Raw genomic sequence first — 20,692 nt, 5'->3', positions numbered from 1 at the left:
TTCAAAAGCAAATTTGAATGTCATACAGCAAAATACAAATTAACCCCATTTCCCCCGAACCAACCGTCGGCTCCGTCCTCGTCATTTACACCGGCGGAACATTGGGAATGGTTTACGAAACCAAAGACAAGCAACTCGTCCCTTTCAATTTCGACCAGATCATTGAAAAGGTCCCTGAAATAAGCAGACTCAACTTCGACATTACATTTCTATCTCTTTCCGAACCCATCGATTCGTCGAACATGAACCCGGAAATATGGATCGAGTTGGCGACCATCATCGAGCAGGAATATGCAGAATACGACAGCTTTGTGATCCTCCACGGCACGGATACAATGGCCTACACAGCCTCAGCGCTAAGTTTTTTATTAGAAAATCTAAATAAACCCGTCATTCTCACCGGCGCCCAGTTGCCCATCGGCGTCGCGCGTTCGGACGCACGCGAGAATGTCATTACAGCATTAGAACTCGCAGCGGCAAAGAATGAAGACGGCCAGCCGATGATCTCTGAGGTTTGCATTTATTTTAACTCAATGCTCCTGCGGGGCAACCGCAGCAAAAAGCGCGAAAGCTCCGATTTCAATGCATTCCACTCTGAAAACTATCCCGCGCTAGCCAATGCCGGCGTGAGGATTGAATACAATTTACCTTACATTAAGCCGTACGAATCGGCGCAGCAACTGACAGTCCACAAGCAGATGGATAACCACGTCGCATTCCTTAAAATGTTCCCGGGAATCAGTCAATTAGTAGTTGATTCAATACTGAATATCAATGGATTAAAAGGCATCGTGCTGGAAACTTATGGAGCTGGCAACGCCACCACAGCGCAATGGTTCCTCGACGCCATCAGCAACGCAATCGCAAGGAACATCATCATTTTCAACGTCTCCCAATGCGACGGGGGCCGCGTCGCACAAGGCCACTATGAAACCAGCCGCTTCCTCAAACAAGTCGGCGTAGTAAGTGGCTCCGACATCACCGCCGAAGCCGCGATCACCAAAATGATGTATGTGTTTGGCAAAGAACAAGATGTAAGCAAATGCAAAGAGATGCTGGCCAATCCGCTGAGAGGCGAACTCAGTTTTTAAAAATCTATTTGCATTTCAGGTCATAAAACCTATCTTTGCACCCCTTACCACAACACAGAGAGGTGTCCGAGTGGTTGAAGGAGCTACCCTGGAAAGGTAGTATATGGGTAACTGTATCGAGAGTTCGAATCTCTTCCTCTCTGCATCGCGCCGGTTTTCATTACGAAAATCGGCGTTTTTTTATGTCCGAGCAGGTGAAGGAACTACCCTGGAAAGGTGGTATGTGGGTAACTGCATCGTGAGCGGCCGCCGCGCGGTTCGAATCTCATCCTCTCTGCAAGTAAGAACTGAAAGCCTGTAAATCATTCATTTACAGGCTTTCAGTTCTTTAGACTAAGACGATCTCCATTACAACCTGTTCCAAAATAGAGAAACCCTGCCTATTTTTGCTTCCAGCCGATTAAATCATCAACTCCCACCAATGCACCAGGAACTCAGAGCGCATATCGAAAAAATCGTTGAACTCACGGATAGTGAGTTTTCATTTGTTTGTGAGCATTTTGTTGCGAAGAAGTTTAAGAAGCATCAGTTTCTGATTCAGGAAGGAGAACAAGTGAAGTATCATTATTTCATCATTTCGGGGCTTTTGAAACTTGTTTATACGGATGAGAATGGCAAGCAATACATTGTTTCATTTGCCATGGAAGACTGGTGGGAAAGTGATTTTTATGCATTTTATACGCGGACAACGGCAACGATGTCGCTTGAATGCCTTGAAGATACAGAAGTGCTGTGCCTTTCGCTGGACGGCTACAAAGACCTTTGTAATGGACTGCAAAAAATGGAGCGGTTCTTCTTGGAAAAGGCAAATTTCGGCTTCCTAGGCGCGCAAAGGCGCATCATATCCTGGCTAACGTCCAATGCAAAGGAACGTTACGAACAACTCGTCAAACAACATCCGGCGCTCGTTCAGCGCGTGCCTAAAAGTCAACTTGCGGCTTACCTCGGCGTCTCGCGCGAAACCCTGAGCCGCTTATCTCCCTAATGTGATATCGCTCACATTGAATTAGTGACAATAGTCAACAACTCCACGCAGGCTTTCTTCCAAACTTTGCAGTGTTAATTTAATCTGTGCCAGCTGGCATAAAATCAATATCACGCAATGGAAAAACGCATAATTAATCCCTGGAAATGGCAGGATGCACGCAGCTATGTGCAAGCTGTCGAAGTTAAAAATGTAGAAAGTACGCTGTACATTTCAGGACAGACCGCCATCGACGCGGAGGGAATTTCGAGTAACGCAGACATGCAAACGCAAGTAAAGCTGGCGTTACAAAATTTGGAACAAGTCATCAGTGAAGCTGGTTTCGAATGCAACGGAATTGTTAGGCTAAACATTTACACCACCGCTACCGCCGAGCTCTGGCCGCATTTCAACATTTTTCAGGACTGGGTTGCCCTGCACAATGTAAAACCTACGGTCACTATGCTGGAAGTGGTGAGCCTTTTCGAAACATTAAAGGTTGAACTTGAAGCAACTGTGGTAAAATAATTCTGAAGGCCTGCGGGAGCTGCAAGCTCATTAAGATCAAGTAATGTTCGAACATTTGCATCGGAGACTCGGCTTTGTAATTAGATCATGTCACTTGTGGAATTTTAAAGCAAGAATAATGTTGCATGTTAATAGGCATAATCAAAATGCCTGCAAGGCAAGATTTAGCATTTACGACACAAAGATCTTATGCACCCTGAGCAGTTTGACATTATTATTTCCGGCAGTGGGCTTGCAGGCCTTAGTTTGGCTTACAGAGCAATAAAAGAAGGTGTATGGCAAAATGAAAAAATACTGGTCATAGATAAAGAGCAGAAAGGGAAAAACGACCGGACGTGGTGTTTTTGGCAAGCCGAAAAAGCTGCTTCGCCATTTCAGGATGTTATTTACCATTCCTGGCAACAGCTTTCTTTTTTTGCAAATGATGGCAAAAAAATCCACCTGGAAAATGCCGATTACGCTTATAACATGATCCGCAGCGTTGATTTTTATCAGCATGTACTTTCCTTTTTGAGCCGGTGCCCGCAGGTAACTTTCGTTTATGATGATATCGTATCCATTCAAAACATTGAGGGCGGAGGCAAGGTGGATACGCAGCATGCTTCCTATCAAGGCCGTTTTATCTTCAATTCTGTTTATAAAAAACCTGAGCTTGGCCCCGCAAGCCAGTATTTTCTTCAACATTTTAAAGGCGTTACCATTCGAACAAACCAGTTCAAAGGCAGCCCTTTGGAAATGAATCTGATGGATTACAGGACATCGCAGGAAAATGGGACTACATTCTTTTATGTTTTGCCAATTACTAAAAGAGGAAATTTTTGTGGAATACACGATTTTCTCAAAAAATCTGCTGCAACAAACTGCGTACGATGTTAAAATCGCTGAGTATTTAACAACTGTCCTGGAAATCACTGATTACGAAATCCTAGAAAGTGAATTCGGCGTTATCCCCATGACCGACTTTGCGTTTCAGAGAAAGTCAGGAAATATCATGCACGTCGGAACCATCGGTGGTGACACCCGGCCTTCGTCGGGGTATACATTCACCAACACACAGAAAACGATTTCAAAGATCCTTACATCCTATCGCAAACACGGTCATCCCTTTGCAATCACTGAAAATATTAATCAAAAACATCACTTACTGGACGCGACGATCCTGAATGTTTTGGACGGCGACGAATATCAAGGTCACCAGATCTTCACGGATTTATTCACCCATGTCAAAGCTAAAACAGTTTTCAAGTTCCTCGATTCGGAAAGCTCCATTCCGGACGATTTGAAGATCATGAGCAGCTTAAAGGCAAAACATTTTATAAAGCCTTTTATAAGAACCTTTTTTCAGAAGGTAACATGACATTCGTTTTTAGCACACAGGTCGGCAAAAATTAAACCTTTTTACACTAAGCCGCCTTCCGAACCGGCTGCCCGTACGGATCCAGCACCTGCGGCAAGTTGGTGTCTATCTGATTACTATAAACTCCGTCAATAACCCTGTAAGCCGAAAGTTTGTCTTCCGGATACTGAAAATGAGTCAGATCCATGATTTCATTTTCATTCAAGCCGGGAATCATCCACGACATTGCCGCGTCCCCTTTCAACATGAGCGGCTGGCGCTTTCCATCATTATGTATCGCACCGATCATCGCACTCGCCTCTTGTGTGACGATTGCAAAAGTATTTATTCCCTTCCAGCTCGAATAAATCGCACCCATGGCGAAAAACTTTTTTTCCAATGGCTTAATATACCAGGATTCGTAGCTTTTCTTATTGTTTAAATCCGGGTAATGCGGCTCGAAAAATCCGGTGCAAAGCACCAGGCAGCGATTATGCTTTGCATATTTCCACCACATTTTATCCCGGTTAAACAAATCATAATTGGTCGCATTCAGCGTGTTAAATCTGAAAGTTTTTTCATCAGTAATATTCGGCGGCACTAATCTCCATCTGTATAAATCAAGCGATCGCGGCGAAGTCATTACAGGCAAAAACGGCTTTTCAAAGCCATTGAAGTCGTATTTCTTTTTGAACTGTTCGAGCTTATCAACAGGAAGTTTAAATTCTGCTTTCAAAGTTTCAACATCACTTTCATTCGACACATGATAGCACATAACCTCGATATTTAAATCAGAAACGTTGGTTGAGTCACTTTATAGCGTAAAGATTTACAAATATAGCGAAAATGGAATAAATCCACAACAATGGAATATTTCCATTTAACAGCTTGTTTTCTTGCTTAGCCTGTGCCACCTTTGCAAAAAGCGAAAGGTGATGGGGGAGATTTCCGGTGTTCATTCATTAAGCATTTATCGACAGATTTCCAGCAAAAACTGGCTTGCCGCATTGATCCCCGCAATCAGTGCAGGCTTTCCGTCCCCAGCCGCCGACTTTATTGACCTGGAAATTGATCTGCAAAAAGAGATTGTAAAAAATCCTGCGAGCACATTTTACGGGAGGGTTAAGGGCACGAGTATGAGTGATGTCCACATTGACGACGGCGATATTCTGGTAATCGACAAAAGTCTTCCATGCAAAGACAATTGCATTGCGGTTTGTTTTTTGAATGGTGAGTTTCTGGTAAAACGGATTTGTTATGATGAGGGCGGATGCTGGCTAACAGCCGAAAACGATCAATATGCACCGATCTGGGTCGCTGCGGACACTGAATTTTTGGTTTGGGGAATTGTTGTAAGTGTTATCAAATTCTTCTAAAATGTTCGCCCTGGTCGATTGTAACAACTTTTATGCAAGCTGTGAACGCATGTTCCGGCCCGAACTGAATGGTAAACCAGTGGTTGTGCTCAGTAACAACGACGGATGTGTCATCGCCAGGTCGAATGAAGCAAAGGCATTGGGCATCACGATGGGAGCTCCTGCTTTTTTATTCGAAAAGAAATTTAAGGAACAGGACATTCATGTTTTTAGCAGCAACTATGCGCTTTATGGCGATATGAGCAACCGGGTAATGACAATTTTGGGCCGCTACTCACCTGCTATGGAGGTTTACAGCATTGATGAAGCTTTTCTGCGTTTCGACGGTCATAAGCATCTGGATCTTCGAAAAATTGGTGAAGACATGCGGAAAACGGTGACAAAAAGCACGGGCATACCCATCAGCGTAGGCATGGCACCGACAAAGGCGCTTGCCAAGCTGGCCAACAAAATCGCCAAGAAATTTGCCGACAAAACGGGCGGAGTCCATATCATTGATACACAGGATAAACTGCTTAAAGCAATTGCGTTTTTCCGGATTGGCGATGTCTGGGGAATAGGCCGCCAGCACGAAAAACGGCTGAAAGCTGCTGGTGTCGAGACAGTACTCGATTTTACTTTACTACCCGAGGATTGGGTGAAGAAAAACATGAGCATTGTAGGCCTGCGGCTGCAACAAGAACTTGCCGGCATCAAGACGCTGGATCTGGAATTGCCACAATTGAAAAAGAACATTGCAGTAACCCGCTCTTTCAATCAGAACTTTACAGATTTTGAAAGTGTAAAAGAACGGGTTGTCACGTTCGCTTCCGTTTGCAGTGAGCGTCTGCGCGAGCAGGATAGCTGCTGTAACGTCCTGCAACTTTTTGTGCATACAAACACTTTCCGGCCCGACCAGCCGCAGTACAATAAATCAATAACCATCGACCTTCCTTTTCCGACGAATTCCGCCCTCGAACTTGCTCATTTCGCATTAGACGCATTAAAAAAAATATTCAAGGAAGGTTATGGCTACAAAAAGGCAGGCGTAATTGTGATGGATCTGACTCCGGCCAATGCGCGGCGACAGCAGATTTTCGAAAACACCGATCCGCGTCACGGGCACCTTATGGCGGTCATGGATAAGCTGAATAAATCCATGGGCCAAAACAAAGTGCTGCTGGCAAGTCAGGACTTGAACACACGGTGGAAAATGAAGCAGGACAAATTGTCCCCGCGTTACAGCACACGAATGCAAGAAGTGCTCACGATTCACGCCAAATAAAGCTGACAAAGTGCCCGGCAGCTCCGGTCAGTGCGTAATCTTATTTTGGCAAAGGATAACAACAAGAAAATCAGCACTTCAATGCATCAGCTTTTCAATGTCTTTCAGCTCGCCAAATAACACCAAGACTTCGTTTTCGTGCATCACCGTGTTGGGCGTAGCGATGCCTGATGCCCTTTTAAATGTTTTGGCCAAACCGTTTTCAGACTCTTTCGAGAGGGTGAGCACGGTGAGCACGATCACATTATAACGGTTGGTCAGATCGGCCTCGGCGAGCGACATGCCGATGTAACGCTCGGGAACCTTCGTTTCGATAATGCTATACTTTTCTGAAACTTTGAATGAGTCCACAATGCCCGAGTTATCCAGTCGCATTGCGAGCCGCTCGGCCGATTCTTCTTCGGGGAGAATGTATTCTTCGATTTGCATGGCTTCCAAAACGGTTTTTTGCAAATCTGAAACGACGCGGCCAATGATCTTTTTCACGCCCAGCTGTTTGAGCAATGCCGTAGCAAGCAGCGAAGCACCTTCGTCTTCTCCAATGGCCACAATCACCGAGTCGGCATCTTTAAGCGGCAGCGAGCTGACGGCATTTTTATCCGTACAATCCATGCAGACCGTATGTGTGATGCGGTCTTTGAGCTGCTCTACTTTTGCATGTTGTTGTCCACGCCGATGGTTTCGTGGCCAAGTTCTGTGAGGCGGATTGCCAGGGATTTGCCAAAGCTTCCCAATCCGAATATGATGTATTTCATTTTTTTAGTTTTAAAAAATCATCTGCTCTGCCGGCAGCTGGTAATCCGTTGGTTTTGACTTTTTGATAAACGCTACGAGCAATGTCAGCGAGCCTACGCGGCCAACAAACATAGTCAAAATGATGACCAACCGGCCTGCATTGCTCAACTCCGGCGTCACACCCAGGCTCAGCCCCGTGGTGCTGTAAGCTGAAAATGTTTCGAAAGCGAGCGACAGCAGGTTTTGATCAGGATCCGTAATGGACAGCATAAATATAGCCGCGCCCAGAAAAATAAGTGACAATGAAATGATGCCCATTGCCCTGGAAACCGAGTCGCCTGAGACTTTTCTGCCAAAAACTTCGATACTGTCTTTCCCTTTGGCCAGCGTGAAAATATTAAGTGTGGCCAGCGCAAACGTGGTCACTTTAATGCCGCCTCCAGTTCGAGCCCGGAGCTGCGCCAATCCACATCAGCAAAAAGATCAGCATAACCGTCGGAAAAGCCAATCCGCTCATCATTACCGTATTAAATCCTGCCGAGCGTGGACTTGTCCCAATAAACAGCGCGGTGACCATTTTACCATAAATGCTTTCGTGCGCCCGCAGCGTGTGGTTGTGTTCAAGCATGAGCACCATCACAAACCCGAAAAGCACGAGAAAAAAGCTGGTATAGGCGATAACTTTTGAATTAAATGCGATGACCCGCGCCCGGTGCAGAAAATGACGTCCATAACGGATCTTTTGGTAAAAATTAATCGTCCACCGCCGGATGAATTCGTAAGAGTTGAAGATGATCCCAAAACCAAGCCCGCCCATGACATATAGGACAATGATGGAGAGATGAAGTTCATAGTTAAACCGCACCGCAGGGTTGTTCAAACCTTCTGGCAAGGTGGAAAAGCCTGCATTACAAAAAGATGTAATGGCATGAAAAACAGTGAAATACAGGCGCTCGGCTTGGCTCTCAAACTGATCCGCATCAAGGCTCAGGTAAATAAAAATGCCTCCCAGTATTTCAAAAAAGATGGTGACAAAAATGATTTTGTACAGCGTAGAAATCACCGAGCTTACCTTGTTCTCCCCGATGAGTTCGGTGAACATCAGCTGGTTTTTGTACGAAAAACCACCGGAGAAAAAGTAGCCGAAAAAGCCCGTGAAGGTCATGATCCCAAGCCCGCCAATCTGTACGAGAACGAGCAGGATCGTTTGTCCGAAACGCGTAAATTCAGAAGCGATATCCACAACGGACAGCCCGGTAATGCACACTGCGCTGGTCGACAGAAACAGTGCGTCCACAAAGCTAAGCTGCTGGTGATGTGTTGTTTTAGGTAAAAGCAATAACGCAGTGCCGATCAGGATAAGTGCTAAAAAGCTCAGCACGAAAAGCAGCGTTGGATTGAAATAGAATTTGTCAAAAAACAAGGTCTGCTTCGAAACCTCGATCATTAATATCGCAAAAATGCCAATGTACATCCATTCCGGCTTAACCAGCTCGGTGCCGTCCATCGCGGAAAAGTGATAGCTGTCGGCAATGATCACGGCGATAAAATAAAAGAGCAGCAGCGCCTCGCCAACCCTTGAAACAACGGAAGATTTGCTCTTGAATGCGGTGAAAGTTTTGGCGGCCAGCGCGAGCGCAAAAAACAGAAAGCACCATTCAAGAATCCTGTTGATAATGCGCTCAATGTCGGGATCCGTGTTATAGCCGAGATGAAACACAACCACAACCGAGCAAACCACGCTCATCGCGATCAATATGTAATCCAGCAGTTTCCGCAGGTGTCTTATTTTTTCATCCATTTTGCAATATTAACCTTTATATCAAATCAGGCACATTATGGTGATTTTAACTGGCTTTTTGGTATGTTCTAAGTCATAGTGATTAGTTTTACCACATGGCAAAATTGATAAACCTTCGTGCTTTCAAGGAATTCTTCCAGTCCAGCTCAACGGGCGGGATCATCCTCATCATATGTGTGGTCATTTCGCTGATCATTGCAAATTCGGGCTTAGGGCCTGGTTTTGAGCAATTATTGGCAACCGAAATCGGCGGCGATATTTCGGGAATTCACCTGCGATATCCCGTGCTGCTTTGGATTAATGACGGCTTAATGGCCATTTTCTTCCTATTGGTTGGTCTGGAAATAAAACGTGAAATGGTCGAAGGCGAGCTTTCGTCCGTTAAAAAAGCTTCCTTGCCCATTCTGGCCGCAGTAGGCGGTGTGATGGCTCCGGCGTCGATTTATTTTGCATTAAATGCAGGCACAGAAACGGCAGGCGGATGGGGCATTCCGATGGCCACAGACATTGCTTTTGCGATTGCCATTATTTCCATGCTGGGAAAACGCGCGCCATCTTCACTAAAAATTTTCCTTTCCGCATTGGCCATCGTCGACGATTTAATGGCGATCCTGGTTATTGCCATATTTTATTCGACAGACATTCATTACACTTACCTGCTATATGCATTCGGAATTTTCATTTTCCTGCTGATTTTAAACAAATTAAAGGTCAAAAATCTGGCCGCCTATCTAATTCCCGGCCTGTTTATCTGGTATTTTATTCATCATTCCGGTGTGCATGCAACGATCGCCGGCGTTCTGACCGCATTTGCAATCCCAACGACACCGGATGCAACGGAATCTCCACTTGAAAAGCTTGAACATATTCTGGTGAATCCGGTCAATTTCGTCATCATGCCCATTTTTGCATTGGCCAACACCAACATTGCCTTCGAACCAGGCATGCTGCAAGGACTGACGACCGTGCTTGGACTCGGGATTATTGCAGGATTGGTGCTCGGCAAGCCATTTGGCATCACCCTTTTTTCATGGGCTGCGGTGAAGCTGGGCATTGGAAAAATGCCTAAGCATGCCACCTGGATGCACATCATTGGCGTGGGAATGCTGGGCGGAATCGGTTTTACAATGTCCATATTCATTGCCCTGCTTTCCTTTTCCGGTCAAGAGCTGATCCTTTCGGAAGCCAAATTCTCGATTTTGACCGCCTCGGTTATTTCCGGGATTCTGGGCTATTTGTGGCTAAGCCAGCTTGAAAAAAGAACGAATAAGCGCTAAACGCTTTGTAATAAATAAGCGATCAACAGGATGCTAATCAGGAAAATGACGCCGGTCAAAAGCGTGGTTAGCAATGTCGTAGGCTTGTAAGTCCCGGTTTTGAGCTGATTTTCGGTCTTGCGATATTGCAAAAAAGCAAATAGGATGGAAAGCATCCCGAGCGCGACCAAAACGATCCCGATTAGTGATGAATAGCCATGCGAAGGCGTCGGCACATTGGTTTTCAGCACGAAACCGATCTGTTTGACAAACAGCGAAAACTTAACAACCACAAATCCAAAGGCCATAATGCCAATCCCCGTCCTCACCCAAGCCAGATAAGTCCGTTCATTAGCAAGGTGATCATTCGGCTTAAAAGGTGATGGATTAATATCTTTTTCTGAGTTCATGCGGGGGATGTTTTGGTGAAAGCTGCAACAGCCTATTCCGGGTGCCTTAGCCAATCAGCTAGAAGATTTCTTTTATATTAGTAATTTCAAAATGAATGTCTGATCCAGCATGAGATTAAAAGCAATATTCCTTACACTCTCTGTTTTTTGTTTAACGAATTTATGCGAGAAAGTTGCGGCCCAGCAGCGATGCAATTGTCTTGCAAATCTGGATACAACAATAAAAAAAAACGGAGTCTCAAGTACGTTCGGATATCCAGACATGATTGCCAGGAAAATTGCTGCCTCAATATACAAAACTAGTCAAACAACTCAGAAAAGAAGAAGCGCACAAACCAATCCGATCCAATAAGAGTGTTTCCCCATCCTGAATGCATATGTTTCCTTTTTTAATGACAAGCATTTTGATATCGAATACAGCATTACGGACTCGTCCAGATTTCAATATAATCCGCTGATTGAGCAGGATTTTAAAAATGGTTTTACTTCCCAAAAGCGGGATTCACTTGAAGGGATTTGGATAAATCCGGATTCAACATTGAAGCTGGCAGTGCAAAGGGCTGGCCCTGTAACTTATCATGCGATTGTCCTGGAAAGCAAGGATCCGAAGATCAAACGCGGGCTGGTTTATTACACCTTCACGAAAGATAAAGACGGATTTATCTTTGACCGATATGATTGGATGACGCCCAACTTTCCGGTCCGGCAGCGGGGCGGACTTTTGTTTGTGTGGAATTTTGAGGTGTGGGCGAAAGTCTATCCATCAACGATAACTGAGTCTGAAAGAGCTGAATTCCTGACATGGCGCAATTACAATTATGGGCTTGATTTTAAACAATTGGATGACGATAATGTCTTGTTGTCAATTGGCTCATTCAATAGGGACGACAAGATCAAAGAGATCATTCAGAAAAATGACGCGCTGATCAGGTCGGCGAAAAACCTCATTGTGGATTTGAGAAGTAATGGTGGCGGAAATTCAGGCTGGACCTATTTGCTCCCTTACTTTTACACTCAGCCAATTGCGCAGGGCAACACTGATTCAAGGTTGTCTGCCGACAATATAAAAGCAAATCTCCCTGGCATTAAATCGACTTTCGAAAAACCCACTAAGGATCCACGATGGGCGCGCTCGTATACGCCGGAAGTTCTTGACCAGTATAAAAAAGCATATGAACAGATTCCCTTGTCAAAAGAGCAATTCTATTCGTTGCCTTCCCTTACGCTGTATTCCGATTCTGATTCTTAAAACTCCTGAAAAAGTAGCTTTGGTTTTTGATGATCTGGGAGGAAGCTCAACTGAATACTTTTTTTATATCTCCAAACAAAGCAAAAAAATAACAAGATATGGCGAGCACACATTGGGCATGATGGATTACATGGGTGTATCCGAACAAACCAAATTGCCGTTCGAAGATTATTATCTTATGATCCCCGACCGCAAGGCCGCCTGGACCGATACCAAGCCAACCAATGGAAAAGGTTTTATTCCTGAGCACGACCTTACAAACATTCCGCGGCATAAATGGATTGATTACATTAAAACGGATCTGGAACAAACCCCAATCCTGCACACTTCGTCCGACAGTCTGATCATGTATTTGGATGGTCAGAAAGATGAATTTAATGGGGTTACCAAGCTTGGAAGGCAATTCGATTACAGTTTTGTGGTGGAAAAGGATTCATCTGTATTTGCCCTCGTTTCAAAAACAGACTCCATATCAATGGTGCTCAGACCGAAAAAAAATTCGGTGTTTAAAATTGTGAGGGAATCCAATGGCGACACCGTGACTTGCGCTTTCAGCATCCAAAAATTGGTCAAACCAGCATCTTTTAGTAATCAATACAAAGCGGAGATTGAAGGCAAAACCATTATTGAAATTCCGGAAGTTTACGAGCTTATCAATGTCATTTTCGCGCTGACCGAATACGGAAAAACGGGTGCTATCGAGAAAAGCACCAATTATTATCAGACCATAATGGATCATTTCTCGCCATATCAAAAGGATGCAGCAGTGAAGGCCGTTGATTCACTTTTAAAATTGTCGCCGGAATTCTTTTACCTGCATCTCAAAATGGACAGTTACGCATATGTTTTTTCCGGAAACAAAATTGTAAATGGAGGTGTGTACGATCGCATTGCGCCCGGAGAAAAAAACGAGCTGGATTATTATCTTCCCTTACTGGAAAAGTTTGCAGACAAATCAGGATTCAGAGCATTTTATCAAAAAAATGCCGACTATTATTCAAGCCTGAAAAGTGATTTCAAGGATCATGTAAATACAGCCGGGATGAAGAGCTGGCTCGAAAAACAATTCCCTAAAACCAAATATTCGGCTATCAAAGTGATTTTTTCACCTTTGGTCGGATGGAATCAATCCGCCAGCCGATTTGAAGATAACGGCTTTACGGAAGCGCAAGCGCACGTCAATTTTCCATTTACAAATAATGATGATAAAAAATTACCTGCCAATGTTTTGAAGGGAAGACTCATGATGATTGCATTTACGGAAATAAACCACGCATATTTGAATCCGGAAGCTGAGAAACATCAAAAAATTGTCGATGATGCTTTCAAAGAACTATCAAAATGGATTACGCCCGGCAAGCCATCTTCCGGCTATAACAATGCACTTATTTGTTTCGAAGAATACATGAATTACGGATTAATCACGCTCTACTATTCAGATATTTTTGATAAAAAAGCGTTTACTTCTCTTAACACAACAATCGAAAAGAACATGGTGGAATTCCGTGGCTTTCAACAATTCAGGGAATTCAATCAGGAATTGTTGCAATTGTATAAGAATAGAAAGGCTGGGCAAACTGTCGCTGACTTGTATCCGGCAATCATTAAATGGGCATCCGCCCGCGCCGACCGGTAATGATAATCAAACCATTCCCTATGAATATCAAATAGAATAGCCGAAGTCGGGCTTTGTTTGACTTGCCATGACGAATTAACCGTCATATTTGCAAGGCATATATTAATACAAAAATGGAATTACGTCAGTTGAAATATTTTGTGGGGGTTGCCGACGAATTACATTATGGCAATGCTGCCCGCAAACTTTTTATTTCGCAGCCCGCATTGAGTCAGCAAGTGAAATTACTGGAAGCAGAGCTGGGCGTTGAATTATTTGTCAAGATAAAGCGGACACAATCGCATAAAGTGGAGCTGACGCAGGCGGGAGAAGCTTTTTTGTCGGATGCCAAACGCATTCTTTCGTTGACAGATAAAGCAATCCGTGACGTCCGCCAGGTTGGAGCCAGGCAGCAAGTCATCACATTAGGCGTTTTCAAATTGATCCTGCCCGAAAGGATCATGGGAATATTAGAACTGTTTTCTGCTCATTTCCCTTCGGTGGAGATCAAACTTGTGGAACTCCCGAACCCGGTTCAGGTGCAAATAAGTGTAGCAAATGATGAAATTGATCTGGGCCTTTGCGTGCTCCCGCTTATCAAAGACGGGCTGACCGCAAACCAATACACAGAAGCAGATTACACCATTCTGATGAACCGGAATAATCCGCTTGCGAACCGCAATGCTGTTACATTGGCAGAGCTGAAAGATGAAAAGTGGATCGATCACGGACCCGAAGCGGGACTCTTTTACAGTCAGTTAGAAGAGGTTTGCCGAAAAGCGGGTTTTCACAGAGAAAGTAACATTGCCCATTATGTGCCGTCGTTTGACTTGCTAAAAAGCATGGTGCGCTCAGAAAAAGGCATCGCGTTTATTCCCGCTTCCCTGGATTTACAACACGATCCGAACCTGATCTCCATGCCAATTGCCAATCCGGACGGAACGCCATTCAAGGAAATTGTCATTCAGCATGTGCTTATTCATAAAACAGAGCCCTGCACGCCATTGGTGCAGGCCCTGAGCGGACTGGTGAAATCGCAGGGGCGACAAACCACATTAGTTTGAGGCAATTCGATAAAGGCGCCCTTGATCGGTGATGGCATACAATGCACCATCCCGTCCTTGCGTAATGTCCCGAAAACGTTGCTGCTCGCTGACCAAAAGTCTCTCCTCGCCAACGATCCGGTTGTTTTCGATGACCAATCTCGCAATGTGCATGCCGCTAAGTGACCCTATAAAAAGATTATTTTCCCATTCTGGAATGGAAGTTCCAGTATAAAATGTCATTCCACTTGGAGAAATAACGGGATCCCAATAATATGCCGGCTGCATAAGTCCATCCCGCTGCTGAATGCCTGCACCAACCGGCTGTCCGCCGTATTCTAACCCGTATGTGATGGTAGGCCAGCCATAATTTCCTCCCGCCTGCACCCGATTGATCTCGTCGCCTCCTCGCGGGCCATGTTCGCTTTGCCACAGATCGCCAGTGACGGGGTGCATGGCAAGTCCCTGCGGGTTGCGGTGCCCAAGTGACCAAATTTCCGGACGCGCATTGCTCTGTCCGGCAAACGGGTTATCTGCCGCAGGACGTCCATCGGTCGTAATCCGGACGATCTTACCCAGGCCAGAACTTAGTAACTGTGATTCTGGCCTCGTGACCATATCCGAGCGCTCACCTGTGCTTACGAGCAAATGTCCGGTGCGATCAAAAAGGATGCGCCCGCCATAATGAGCACTTCCCGTATGCGCAGGTGTGGCCCTGTAAATCACCGCTGCATTTTCAATCCTGCTCGCGTCCGGAGCCAGTCTTCCACGCGCAACTGAGGTCAGGCTCCCGCCTGCAACAGGTTCTGAAAACACCCAGTAAACCAATCTGTTAGATGCAAACTGAGGATCGATGCACAATCCCAGCAAACCGCCCTGTCCCGAAGCATTGACCGCCGGTAATCCCGTAATAACGCCTCCGAGCACGCCATCCGCATTCACGATCCGCATTTGACCGCCTTTTTGGGTGATCAGCAATCCGCCATCCGGCAAACTCGTAATGCCCCAAGGACTGCTCAGCTGATCCGTCACAATCCTGCTTACAAATTTCGTTTCAGTCCGCACGCCCCGGATGCGGGTTTGACCTGCAAAAGCGGGTGCATATCTTGCATTTGGCGCATTAACTTCCACGGAAGTTGAGTCACCGTTCTGCCCCGATCCCGGTTCCAGACTCGCATTGGGTTCGCTTTCCTGTTTGCACGCACCTGCGAACAAGAGTAAAATGCTGAATTTTATAAGGCCTTGTTTGTTGATTGTCATGAAGTTTTGAATTAATTAAACAGTCTGCAAGCTAAACGGCAATCTTCTGATTCTCTTGCCTGTCAGGTCAAAAATCGCATTGGTCAATGCGGGTGCAAATGCAGGCAATCCGGGCTCTCCTACTCCGCCTGCGTCCTCATCATTTTCCATAATGTGAATGTCAATGGGCGGAATGTCTGTGATGCGGGGCATTTGATACGTGCTGAAATTGCTGTCTACGGCCATCCCATCCTTGAATTTCACCTCATGAATCGTTGCAGCGCCCAGCGCCATCACGACCGAGCCTTCAATCTGCGCACGGACTGTATCAGGATTTACATACCAGCCGCAATCCATCACAACCCAAACCTGATCTATTTTCACGCCACCATTCGGCGCTTTTGAGACCTTCACAATGTGACCGGCTGTGCTGTCGAAACATTCTGTAATGGCCGTTCCAAAACCCTCGCCCGGCTTCCGGTTTTGCCAGCCAGAAACTTCAATCATCTTGTCGATCAACTTGTGCAAACGCTCGTCTTTGAGATATGCTTTTCTGAATTCCAAAGGATCCTTACCAGCTTCCCGGGACAATTCATCCAGAAAACTTTCATAGGCAAAACCATTTGTCGAAGCATACACATATCTCCACCAAAGGATCGGAATCGGCGTTTCGAACGGCACATCCATGATTGCCAGATTTTTGATTGACTCCGTATATGGTTTCAAAAATCCTTCCGAGGAGCTGCCATTAGGTTCGCCTTTCTTGCCGCCAAACCAATGCCCAATGTTTTGCCCCGCCAACCTCACTTTAAACGCATCGATCTCACCATTATTTACCACTCCTTCACAACGATAGGTGATTCCAGGTCGGTAAGGTCCCTGGGTCGCGTCATCTTCCCTCGTCCATACGACTTGCACGGGTGCTTTGATGGCTTTTGAAATAACAGCTGCCTCGTGCGGGTAATCCATAAATGCCTTACGTCCAAAACCTCCGCCCAAAAACGTCATGTTTACAATGATCTTTTCGCGGGGAATGGACATTTCTTTGCTGATAAAATCCTGCACGAGCTCCGGCCCCTGGATCGGCCCCCAGATTTCAAGCTTGTCATCCTGATAATGCGCAATGCAATTCAGCGGCTCCATGCAGGCGTGATATTGATAAGGCGTTTCGTATATCACGTCGATTTTCTTGCTGGCCTTTGCGATGATTTCGGAAGGGTCACCTTGTTTTTTGTAAACCAAACCTTCCTGCGTTTGCACGGCTTCCAGCTGGCGTTTGTAAATTTCCTCTGAACTCAAATGTTCAAAACCCGTGTCATCCCATTCCACCTTCAGCGCCTTTTTGCCCTGAATTGCAGCCCAGGTAGAATCTGCAACAACTGCAACGCCTTCGCGATAAGTGCTAAAAACGCCCATTTTCACCTTTACAATTTGCTTGACGCCAGGCACTTTGCGGGCAGCAGTCTCATCAAAACTTTTAACCTTTCCACGTAATCTTGGATTCCTTACAACAGCGGCATAAAGCATGCCGGGAATCTGCTTATCCAGTCCAAAAACTGCTGCACCATTGGTTTTAAGCGGCGTATCGAGCCGAAGGAGCGGCTTGCCAATGAGCTTATATTCAGACCTTTTTTTCAAAACAACATCCTTCGGCGCTTCAAGTTTTGACGCTGCTTCCACCAGTTCTCCGTAATGTAATCGCTTCGGCGTTCCGATCTTGCCCGAAGATTTGTGAATAACATGCCCGCCTTCGGCATAACATTCAGTTTTAGGCACATTCCATTTTGTTGCAGCGGCCTGGATCAGCATTTCACGTGCGGTTGCACTTAGTTTCAAAAGGTTCTTATATGAACCCCGCACCGTCGAGCTGCCGCCTGTGATCTGGCTTCCGTATTTCTTATTATCGCCCTGCGCGAACTCAACATTGATTTCACTGAGATTAACTTCGAGTTCCTCGGCCACAATCTGCGGAACGGCCTGGTAAGAGCCCTGGCCCATTTCGGCACGGTGGTCAAAAATGGTGACTTTGCCGGTTTTATCGATGTGAACCCAGGAGTTCATTTCTATGCCAAAGTTTTTAGCTTCGGCGGAGTTGATGATCTTCGCAGATTTCGCATTTGTAGGCCAGTAAAATCCCAGCGAAAATACCGCGCCGGTTACCGCCGATGTTTTAAGAAAATTCCTTCTGGATAATGTTTGCTCGTCCACGGTGATTTATTTTGAGGTTTTTGTCGGGGCATAAGCACCCTTTTTGATCCAGGTAATCCAGGCTTTTTTAAACTCTGCATGCGTTACGGGTGGCAGCGTGCGGCCTTCGCCCGGGTTCCAGCCAGCGAGCACCAGCCCGTCATCGGCATGCTCGATCAGCTTCTGCATATCTTTATCGCCGTTTTGTTTTTTATCAATCAATTGTCTGGCCAGTTCGTGCGCGCTTTTGCCCTGAAAAACCATTTTCATCGCTGCCGGCGGCAAATGCCAATCCGGATTTCCCGGAGGCGTGTGCAGCCCGGGCGTATTGGTTTCCTGGTGACAGTTGGAACATTTCATGGCATACACGCCTTTTCCGTCAACACTACGTTTAGGCCCCATCGCGTGCAAATGGCTGTCGTCACCTTGCAGCGGCACATCTCCTGCGGGGTGACAATTCATGCATCGCGGACTCATAAGCACTTTATAGACCGTCTCAAAAGCCTTGACAGATTCAACGCTGTCGCGGTTGATCATGCTAAAACGGATCGGCTTCACGGGCGCATCGCTTTTGAATGCCGAGGTTGCTACTGCAATGATGAATATGAGTATAGACAGCATTACGGCCGCCGGTGGCGCTGCCTTCTGTATTGAGACGAGAAACCCCGCTCGTTTTTTTGAATCCTGTTTCATGTAAGAAATTGAAAATGAATGGAGTTAACCTTGCGTTGCCGCTTTTTGCTGCATTTTAGCGGCGGCGTGAATTGCCTTACGGATCCGCAAATACGTTCCGCAGCGACATATATTTCCAGCCATTCCATCATCAATATCCTCATCGGTCGGGTTCGGCTTTTCACGCAATAAAACGACAGCAGACATGATTTGCCCGGAATGACAGTAGCCGCATTGCGGAACGTCGATCTCCTGCCAGGCGCGTTGCACGGGATGATCATTTGCTTCGGACAAACCTTCAATCGTCATCACTTGCTTGCCGATCGCCCGACTCACTTTTGTCACACAAGAACGCACGGCTTCTCCGTCCAGATGCACCACGCAAGCACCGCACTGCGCCACCCCGCAACCATACTTGGTGCCTTTTAATCCCGCGAGATCACGAATTGCCCAGAGAAGCGGCATCTGCGGATCGGCTTCCATCGGAAACTCTTTTTTGTTAATGCTTAATGTAATTTTCGCCATGGTGATTTTTTATTTAAATGCGCTGTATTCCTTCTCGGTGACCGGTTGCAGCCATTCAACAATGCCCTTTTCAGTATTCGGAATGATATACATTTGGTGCAGACTACTGTCGGGAGTCGCCCCATGCCAGTGCTCCACATTAGGCGGACATTTCACAACATCGCCTTTCCGCATTTTCTCGATCGGTTTCCCTTTAATCTGATGATAACCCTCTCCGGCCGTAATAATCAGGATCTGACCAGCAGGATGTCTATGCCAATTCGAGCGGGCACCCGGTTCAAAAAGCACATTTCCCACAACCGTGTTATAGGTCGAATCATTTGCTAGCAGCCCATAGTTAAAAGCCTTTCCTGTAAAATTCGAAGCCGGTCCTTGTTCGCCATTTGGGAAAATGGCTTGTTGCGTATTAGCATCGGTTTTCGACTGCGCAAATACATGAAAAGTGATGAGCAACACGGCAGCGAAAGCCAGTAAGAATTTGTCTAATAAGTTATTTAGGGTCGTTTTCATTTGTTGCTTATTAAGTGAAGAAATTTCAGAACACCATCCTACTCCAATTCAAATCGCACGGAAACCGAGCCATTTCCAACAGCAGCGGCTAGTCCGGATGGATTATCTATTTTCCCAAGCCTGGTGTAACTGTATGATGTCGGAAAGGACTCGTAAAAGAGCACCACCGTCGTTGATCCGTAAAGCATTAGGTCGCCGTTTGCGATGTTTCGCGGGTTGGAAGCGTTGGTTGGCAATGCATTGCTGAAATTGTAAAGCTTCTCATTGCCATTCAATTCGGTCATATTCACTGTCATCGGCAGCCGGGATTTGAATGCAGTAACCGTTGGGTTTGAAGCCAAAGTTGCATTGAATGTTCTGTTACCAATGCTGATTTTCAATCGGTTGCTGGAAGAATCGACAACGCTGCTATCGCCACCGGGACTCTGCTGTCCTAGGTTGTTTTCACTATTTGGTTCCATGCTGCTGTCTGAATTACATGCCATGATCGCCAGAATAAATACCAGCAAAGGATACAGGATTACTCTTGATTGTTTCATGTGCTTTGTTCTTTATATTTTGATTCAAAAATTACGCCATTGATTTTGTTGCTGTTAATCAATTTTTAGGATCGGAAAATTTAGACTCAAAATTAGTCTGGCGTAGGTGGCGGGCCGCAATGGATATCAAGCGATATGTTATGAATATCAAACAATGCTTGCAAAGGTCTTCATTAGAAGCGCTTGGCTTTAATTAAAATGGAATGGCCGGAAACCAGCAATTTTGGAGATCTTCCTTTTAAGAACTTCGTGCAAGATCAAGTCCATGTAGTTGCAGAAAAGCTCGTGGACGAACGGGTAGGCCTGATTCACATCCCTGTCATAATGATAATCAAACCGAATGTTATGGAAA

At 45.7% G+C, this 20,692-nt stretch carries 22 protein-coding genes and 1 tRNA gene; 12 read left to right on the top strand and 11 right to left on the bottom strand.

The window, feature by feature from the left end; genetic code table 11:
- Positions 1 to 17: 17 nt before the first annotated feature.
- The 6 genes from AC0IYG_RS08600 (at position 18) to AC0IYG_RS08575 (ending at position 3,940) form a co-directional block, all read left to right on the top strand.
- Entirely contained in the window at positions 18 to 1,091 is a 1,074-nt protein-coding gene (locus AC0IYG_RS08600; RefSeq protein ID WP_471710686.1) for an asparaginase, read from the top strand.
- Between the two features lie 56 nt (positions 1,092 to 1,147).
- Positions 1,148 to 1,234: transfer RNA gene (locus AC0IYG_RS08595), tRNA-Ser, on the top strand.
- Between the two features lie 278 nt (positions 1,235 to 1,512).
- Positions 1,513 to 2,076: a Crp/Fnr family transcriptional regulator gene (locus tag AC0IYG_RS08590; protein ID WP_471710685.1), complete on the top strand. Its 564-nt coding sequence runs from the start codon at positions 1,513 to 1,515 to the stop codon at positions 2,074 to 2,076.
- A 117-nt stretch (positions 2,077 to 2,193) separates the two neighbouring features.
- Positions 2,194 to 2,583: a RidA family protein gene (locus tag AC0IYG_RS08585; protein WP_471710684.1), complete on the top strand. Its 390-nt coding sequence runs from the start codon at positions 2,194 to 2,196 to the stop codon at positions 2,581 to 2,583.
- Positions 2,584 to 2,772: 189 nt separating this feature from the next.
- Complete coding sequence (locus AC0IYG_RS08580; protein ID WP_471710683.1) at positions 2,773 to 3,459, top strand: lycopene cyclase family protein; 687 nt, start codon at positions 2,773 to 2,775, stop codon at positions 3,457 to 3,459.
- Positions 3,404 to 3,940 (top strand): lycopene cyclase family protein, encoded by a 537-nt coding sequence (locus tag AC0IYG_RS08575; RefSeq protein ID WP_471710682.1) that lies wholly within the window; start codon positions 3,404 to 3,406, stop codon positions 3,938 to 3,940. Before AC0IYG_RS08580 ends, AC0IYG_RS08575 begins: the two co-directional genes overlap by 56 nt.
- Before the next feature lie 46 nt (positions 3,941 to 3,986).
- Here AC0IYG_RS08575 and AC0IYG_RS08570 read toward each other — a convergent pair whose 3' ends face one another.
- Positions 3,987 to 4,694, bottom strand: coding sequence for an SOS response-associated peptidase (locus AC0IYG_RS08570; protein WP_471710681.1), 708 nt, complete (start codon positions 4,692 to 4,694; stop codon positions 3,987 to 3,989).
- A 160-nt stretch (positions 4,695 to 4,854) separates the two neighbouring features.
- Here AC0IYG_RS08570 and AC0IYG_RS08565 point away from each other — a divergent pair, with 160 nt between their 5' ends.
- Together AC0IYG_RS08565 and AC0IYG_RS08560 are read left to right on the top strand one after the other, a co-directional pair.
- Positions 4,855 to 5,295: a LexA family protein gene (locus AC0IYG_RS08565; protein WP_471710680.1), complete on the top strand. Its 441-nt coding sequence runs from the start codon at positions 4,855 to 4,857 to the stop codon at positions 5,293 to 5,295.
- Position 5,296: 1 nt separating this feature from the next.
- A complete protein-coding gene (locus tag AC0IYG_RS08560; protein ID WP_471710679.1) occupies positions 5,297 to 6,559 on the top strand; it encodes a Y-family DNA polymerase in 1,263 nt (420 codons plus the stop codon).
- A 78-nt stretch (positions 6,560 to 6,637) separates the two neighbouring features.
- Here AC0IYG_RS08560 and AC0IYG_RS08555 read toward each other — a convergent pair whose 3' ends face one another.
- The 3 genes from AC0IYG_RS08555 to AC0IYG_RS08545 all read right to left on the bottom strand — a co-directional run bounded on the left by AC0IYG_RS08555 (position 6,638) and on the right by AC0IYG_RS08545 (position 9,095).
- A complete protein-coding gene (locus AC0IYG_RS08555; protein WP_471710678.1) occupies positions 6,638 to 7,171 on the bottom strand; it encodes a potassium channel family protein in 534 nt (177 codons plus the stop codon).
- A gap of 153 nt (positions 7,172 to 7,324) precedes the next feature.
- Positions 7,325 to 7,720, bottom strand: coding sequence for a potassium transporter TrkG (locus AC0IYG_RS08550; protein ID WP_471710677.1), 396 nt, complete (start codon positions 7,718 to 7,720; stop codon positions 7,325 to 7,327).
- Position 7,721: 1 nt separating this feature from the next.
- On the bottom strand, positions 7,722 to 9,095 hold the full coding sequence (locus AC0IYG_RS08545) for a potassium transporter TrkG (RefSeq protein WP_471710676.1): 1,374 nt from the start codon (positions 9,093 to 9,095) through the stop codon (positions 7,722 to 7,724).
- A 95-nt stretch (positions 9,096 to 9,190) separates the two neighbouring features.
- Here AC0IYG_RS08545 and nhaA point away from each other — a divergent pair, with 95 nt between their 5' ends.
- Complete coding sequence (gene nhaA, locus AC0IYG_RS08540) at positions 9,191 to 10,372, top strand: Na+/H+ antiporter NhaA (protein ID WP_471710675.1); 1,182 nt, start codon at positions 9,191 to 9,193, stop codon at positions 10,370 to 10,372.
- Here nhaA and AC0IYG_RS08535 read toward each other — a convergent pair.
- Positions 10,369 to 10,761 carry a YidH family protein gene (locus tag AC0IYG_RS08535; RefSeq protein WP_471710674.1) on the bottom strand — a complete coding sequence of 131 codons (393 nt, stop codon included), beginning with the start codon at positions 10,759 to 10,761 and terminating at the stop codon, positions 10,369 to 10,371. The genes nhaA and AC0IYG_RS08535 overlap by 4 nt on opposite strands.
- 538 nt (positions 10,762 to 11,299) lie before the next feature.
- Between AC0IYG_RS08535 and AC0IYG_RS08530 the strand changes: the two genes are divergently transcribed.
- From AC0IYG_RS08530 to AC0IYG_RS08520, 3 genes are all read left to right on the top strand, one after another.
- Positions 11,300 to 12,010 carry a S41 family peptidase gene (locus tag AC0IYG_RS08530; RefSeq protein WP_471710673.1) on the top strand — a complete coding sequence of 237 codons (711 nt, stop codon included), beginning with the start codon at positions 11,300 to 11,302 and terminating at the stop codon, positions 12,008 to 12,010.
- Between the two features lie 19 nt (positions 12,011 to 12,029).
- Positions 12,030 to 13,646: a DUF4932 domain-containing protein gene (locus AC0IYG_RS08525; RefSeq protein WP_471710672.1), complete on the top strand. Its 1,617-nt coding sequence runs from the start codon at positions 12,030 to 12,032 to the stop codon at positions 13,644 to 13,646.
- Between the two features lie 113 nt (positions 13,647 to 13,759).
- A complete protein-coding gene (locus AC0IYG_RS08520; RefSeq protein ID WP_471710671.1) occupies positions 13,760 to 14,689 on the top strand; it encodes a LysR family transcriptional regulator in 930 nt (309 codons plus the stop codon).
- Here AC0IYG_RS08520 and AC0IYG_RS08515 read toward each other — a convergent pair.
- Genes AC0IYG_RS08515 through AC0IYG_RS08490 form a run of 6 tightly spaced genes read right to left on the bottom strand, consistent with a single transcriptional unit; the run spans position 14,681 to position 20,340 of the window.
- Positions 14,681 to 15,928, bottom strand: a complete 1,248-nt coding sequence (locus tag AC0IYG_RS08515) for a PQQ-dependent sugar dehydrogenase (RefSeq protein WP_471710670.1) — start codon at positions 15,926 to 15,928, stop codon at positions 14,681 to 14,683. The genes AC0IYG_RS08520 and AC0IYG_RS08515 overlap by 9 nt on opposite strands.
- Before the next feature lie 15 nt (positions 15,929 to 15,943).
- Positions 15,944 to 18,115: a molybdopterin cofactor-binding domain-containing protein gene (locus AC0IYG_RS08510; protein WP_471710669.1), complete on the bottom strand. Its 2,172-nt coding sequence runs from the start codon at positions 18,113 to 18,115 to the stop codon at positions 15,944 to 15,946.
- Positions 18,116 to 18,121: 6 nt separating this feature from the next.
- Positions 18,122 to 18,787 (bottom strand): hypothetical protein, encoded by a 666-nt coding sequence (locus AC0IYG_RS08505; protein ID WP_471710668.1) that lies wholly within the window; start codon positions 18,785 to 18,787, stop codon positions 18,122 to 18,124.
- A 24-nt stretch (positions 18,788 to 18,811) separates the two neighbouring features.
- On the bottom strand, positions 18,812 to 19,291 hold the full coding sequence (locus AC0IYG_RS08500; protein WP_471710667.1) for a (2Fe-2S)-binding protein: 480 nt from the start codon (positions 19,289 to 19,291) through the stop codon (positions 18,812 to 18,814).
- A gap of 9 nt (positions 19,292 to 19,300) precedes the next feature.
- Positions 19,301 to 19,801 carry a cupin domain-containing protein gene (locus AC0IYG_RS08495; protein ID WP_471710666.1) on the bottom strand — a complete coding sequence of 167 codons (501 nt, stop codon included), beginning with the start codon at positions 19,799 to 19,801 and terminating at the stop codon, positions 19,301 to 19,303.
- 38 nt (positions 19,802 to 19,839) lie between these two features.
- The gene (locus tag AC0IYG_RS08490) at positions 19,840 to 20,340 is read right to left on the bottom strand and encodes a cyclophilin-like fold protein (RefSeq protein ID WP_471710665.1); all 501 of its coding nucleotides are present in this window, start codon (positions 20,338 to 20,340) and stop codon (positions 19,840 to 19,842) included.
- Between the last annotated feature and the right edge of the window lie 352 nt (positions 20,341 to 20,692).

The sequence above is a fragment of the Dyadobacter sp. AC419 genome (assembly GCF_979253085.1).
This window is presented reverse-complemented; position numbering and strand designations above follow the sequence as displayed.

Excerpts from the sequence above, each read along its gene's own strand:
- AC0IYG_RS08600 (WP_471710686.1), top strand. The coding sequence starts at position 18 with ATGTCATACAGCAAAATACAAATTAACCCCATTTCCCCCGAACCAACC.
- AC0IYG_RS08590 (WP_471710685.1), top strand. The coding sequence starts at position 1,513 with ATGCACCAGGAACTCAGAGCGCATATCGAAAAAATCGTTGAACTCACG.
- AC0IYG_RS08585 (WP_471710684.1), top strand. The coding sequence starts at position 2,194 with ATGGAAAAACGCATAATTAATCCCTGGAAATGGCAGGATGCACGCAGC.
- AC0IYG_RS08580 (WP_471710683.1), top strand. The coding sequence starts at position 2,773 with ATGCACCCTGAGCAGTTTGACATTATTATTTCCGGCAGTGGGCTTGCA.
- AC0IYG_RS08570 (WP_471710681.1), bottom strand. The coding sequence starts at position 4,694 with ATGTGCTATCATGTGTCGAATGAAAGTGATGTTGAAACTTTGAAAGCA.
- AC0IYG_RS08565 (WP_471710680.1), top strand. The coding sequence starts at position 4,855 with ATGGGGGAGATTTCCGGTGTTCATTCATTAAGCATTTATCGACAGATT.
- AC0IYG_RS08560 (WP_471710679.1), top strand. The coding sequence starts at position 5,297 with ATGTTCGCCCTGGTCGATTGTAACAACTTTTATGCAAGCTGTGAACGC.
- AC0IYG_RS08555 (WP_471710678.1), bottom strand. The coding sequence starts at position 7,171 with ATGGATTGTACGGATAAAAATGCCGTCAGCTCGCTGCCGCTTAAAGAT.
- AC0IYG_RS08545 (WP_471710676.1), bottom strand. The coding sequence starts at position 9,095 with ATGGATGAAAAAATAAGACACCTGCGGAAACTGCTGGATTACATATTG.
- nhaA (WP_471710675.1), top strand. The coding sequence starts at position 9,191 with ATGGCAAAATTGATAAACCTTCGTGCTTTCAAGGAATTCTTCCAGTCC.
- AC0IYG_RS08535 (WP_471710674.1), bottom strand. The coding sequence starts at position 10,761 with ATGAACTCAGAAAAAGATATTAATCCATCACCTTTTAAGCCGAATGAT.
- AC0IYG_RS08520 (WP_471710671.1), top strand. The coding sequence starts at position 13,760 with ATGGAATTACGTCAGTTGAAATATTTTGTGGGGGTTGCCGACGAATTA.
- AC0IYG_RS08515 (WP_471710670.1), bottom strand. The coding sequence starts at position 15,928 with ATGACAATCAACAAACAAGGCCTTATAAAATTCAGCATTTTACTCTTG.
- AC0IYG_RS08505 (WP_471710668.1), bottom strand. The coding sequence starts at position 18,787 with ATGAAACAGGATTCAAAAAAACGAGCGGGGTTTCTCGTCTCAATACAG.
- AC0IYG_RS08500 (WP_471710667.1), bottom strand. The coding sequence starts at position 19,291 with ATGGCGAAAATTACATTAAGCATTAACAAAAAAGAGTTTCCGATGGAA.
- AC0IYG_RS08495 (WP_471710666.1), bottom strand. The coding sequence starts at position 19,801 with ATGAAAACGACCCTAAATAACTTATTAGACAAATTCTTACTGGCTTTC.
- AC0IYG_RS08490 (WP_471710665.1), bottom strand. The coding sequence starts at position 20,340 with ATGAAACAATCAAGAGTAATCCTGTATCCTTTGCTGGTATTTATTCTG.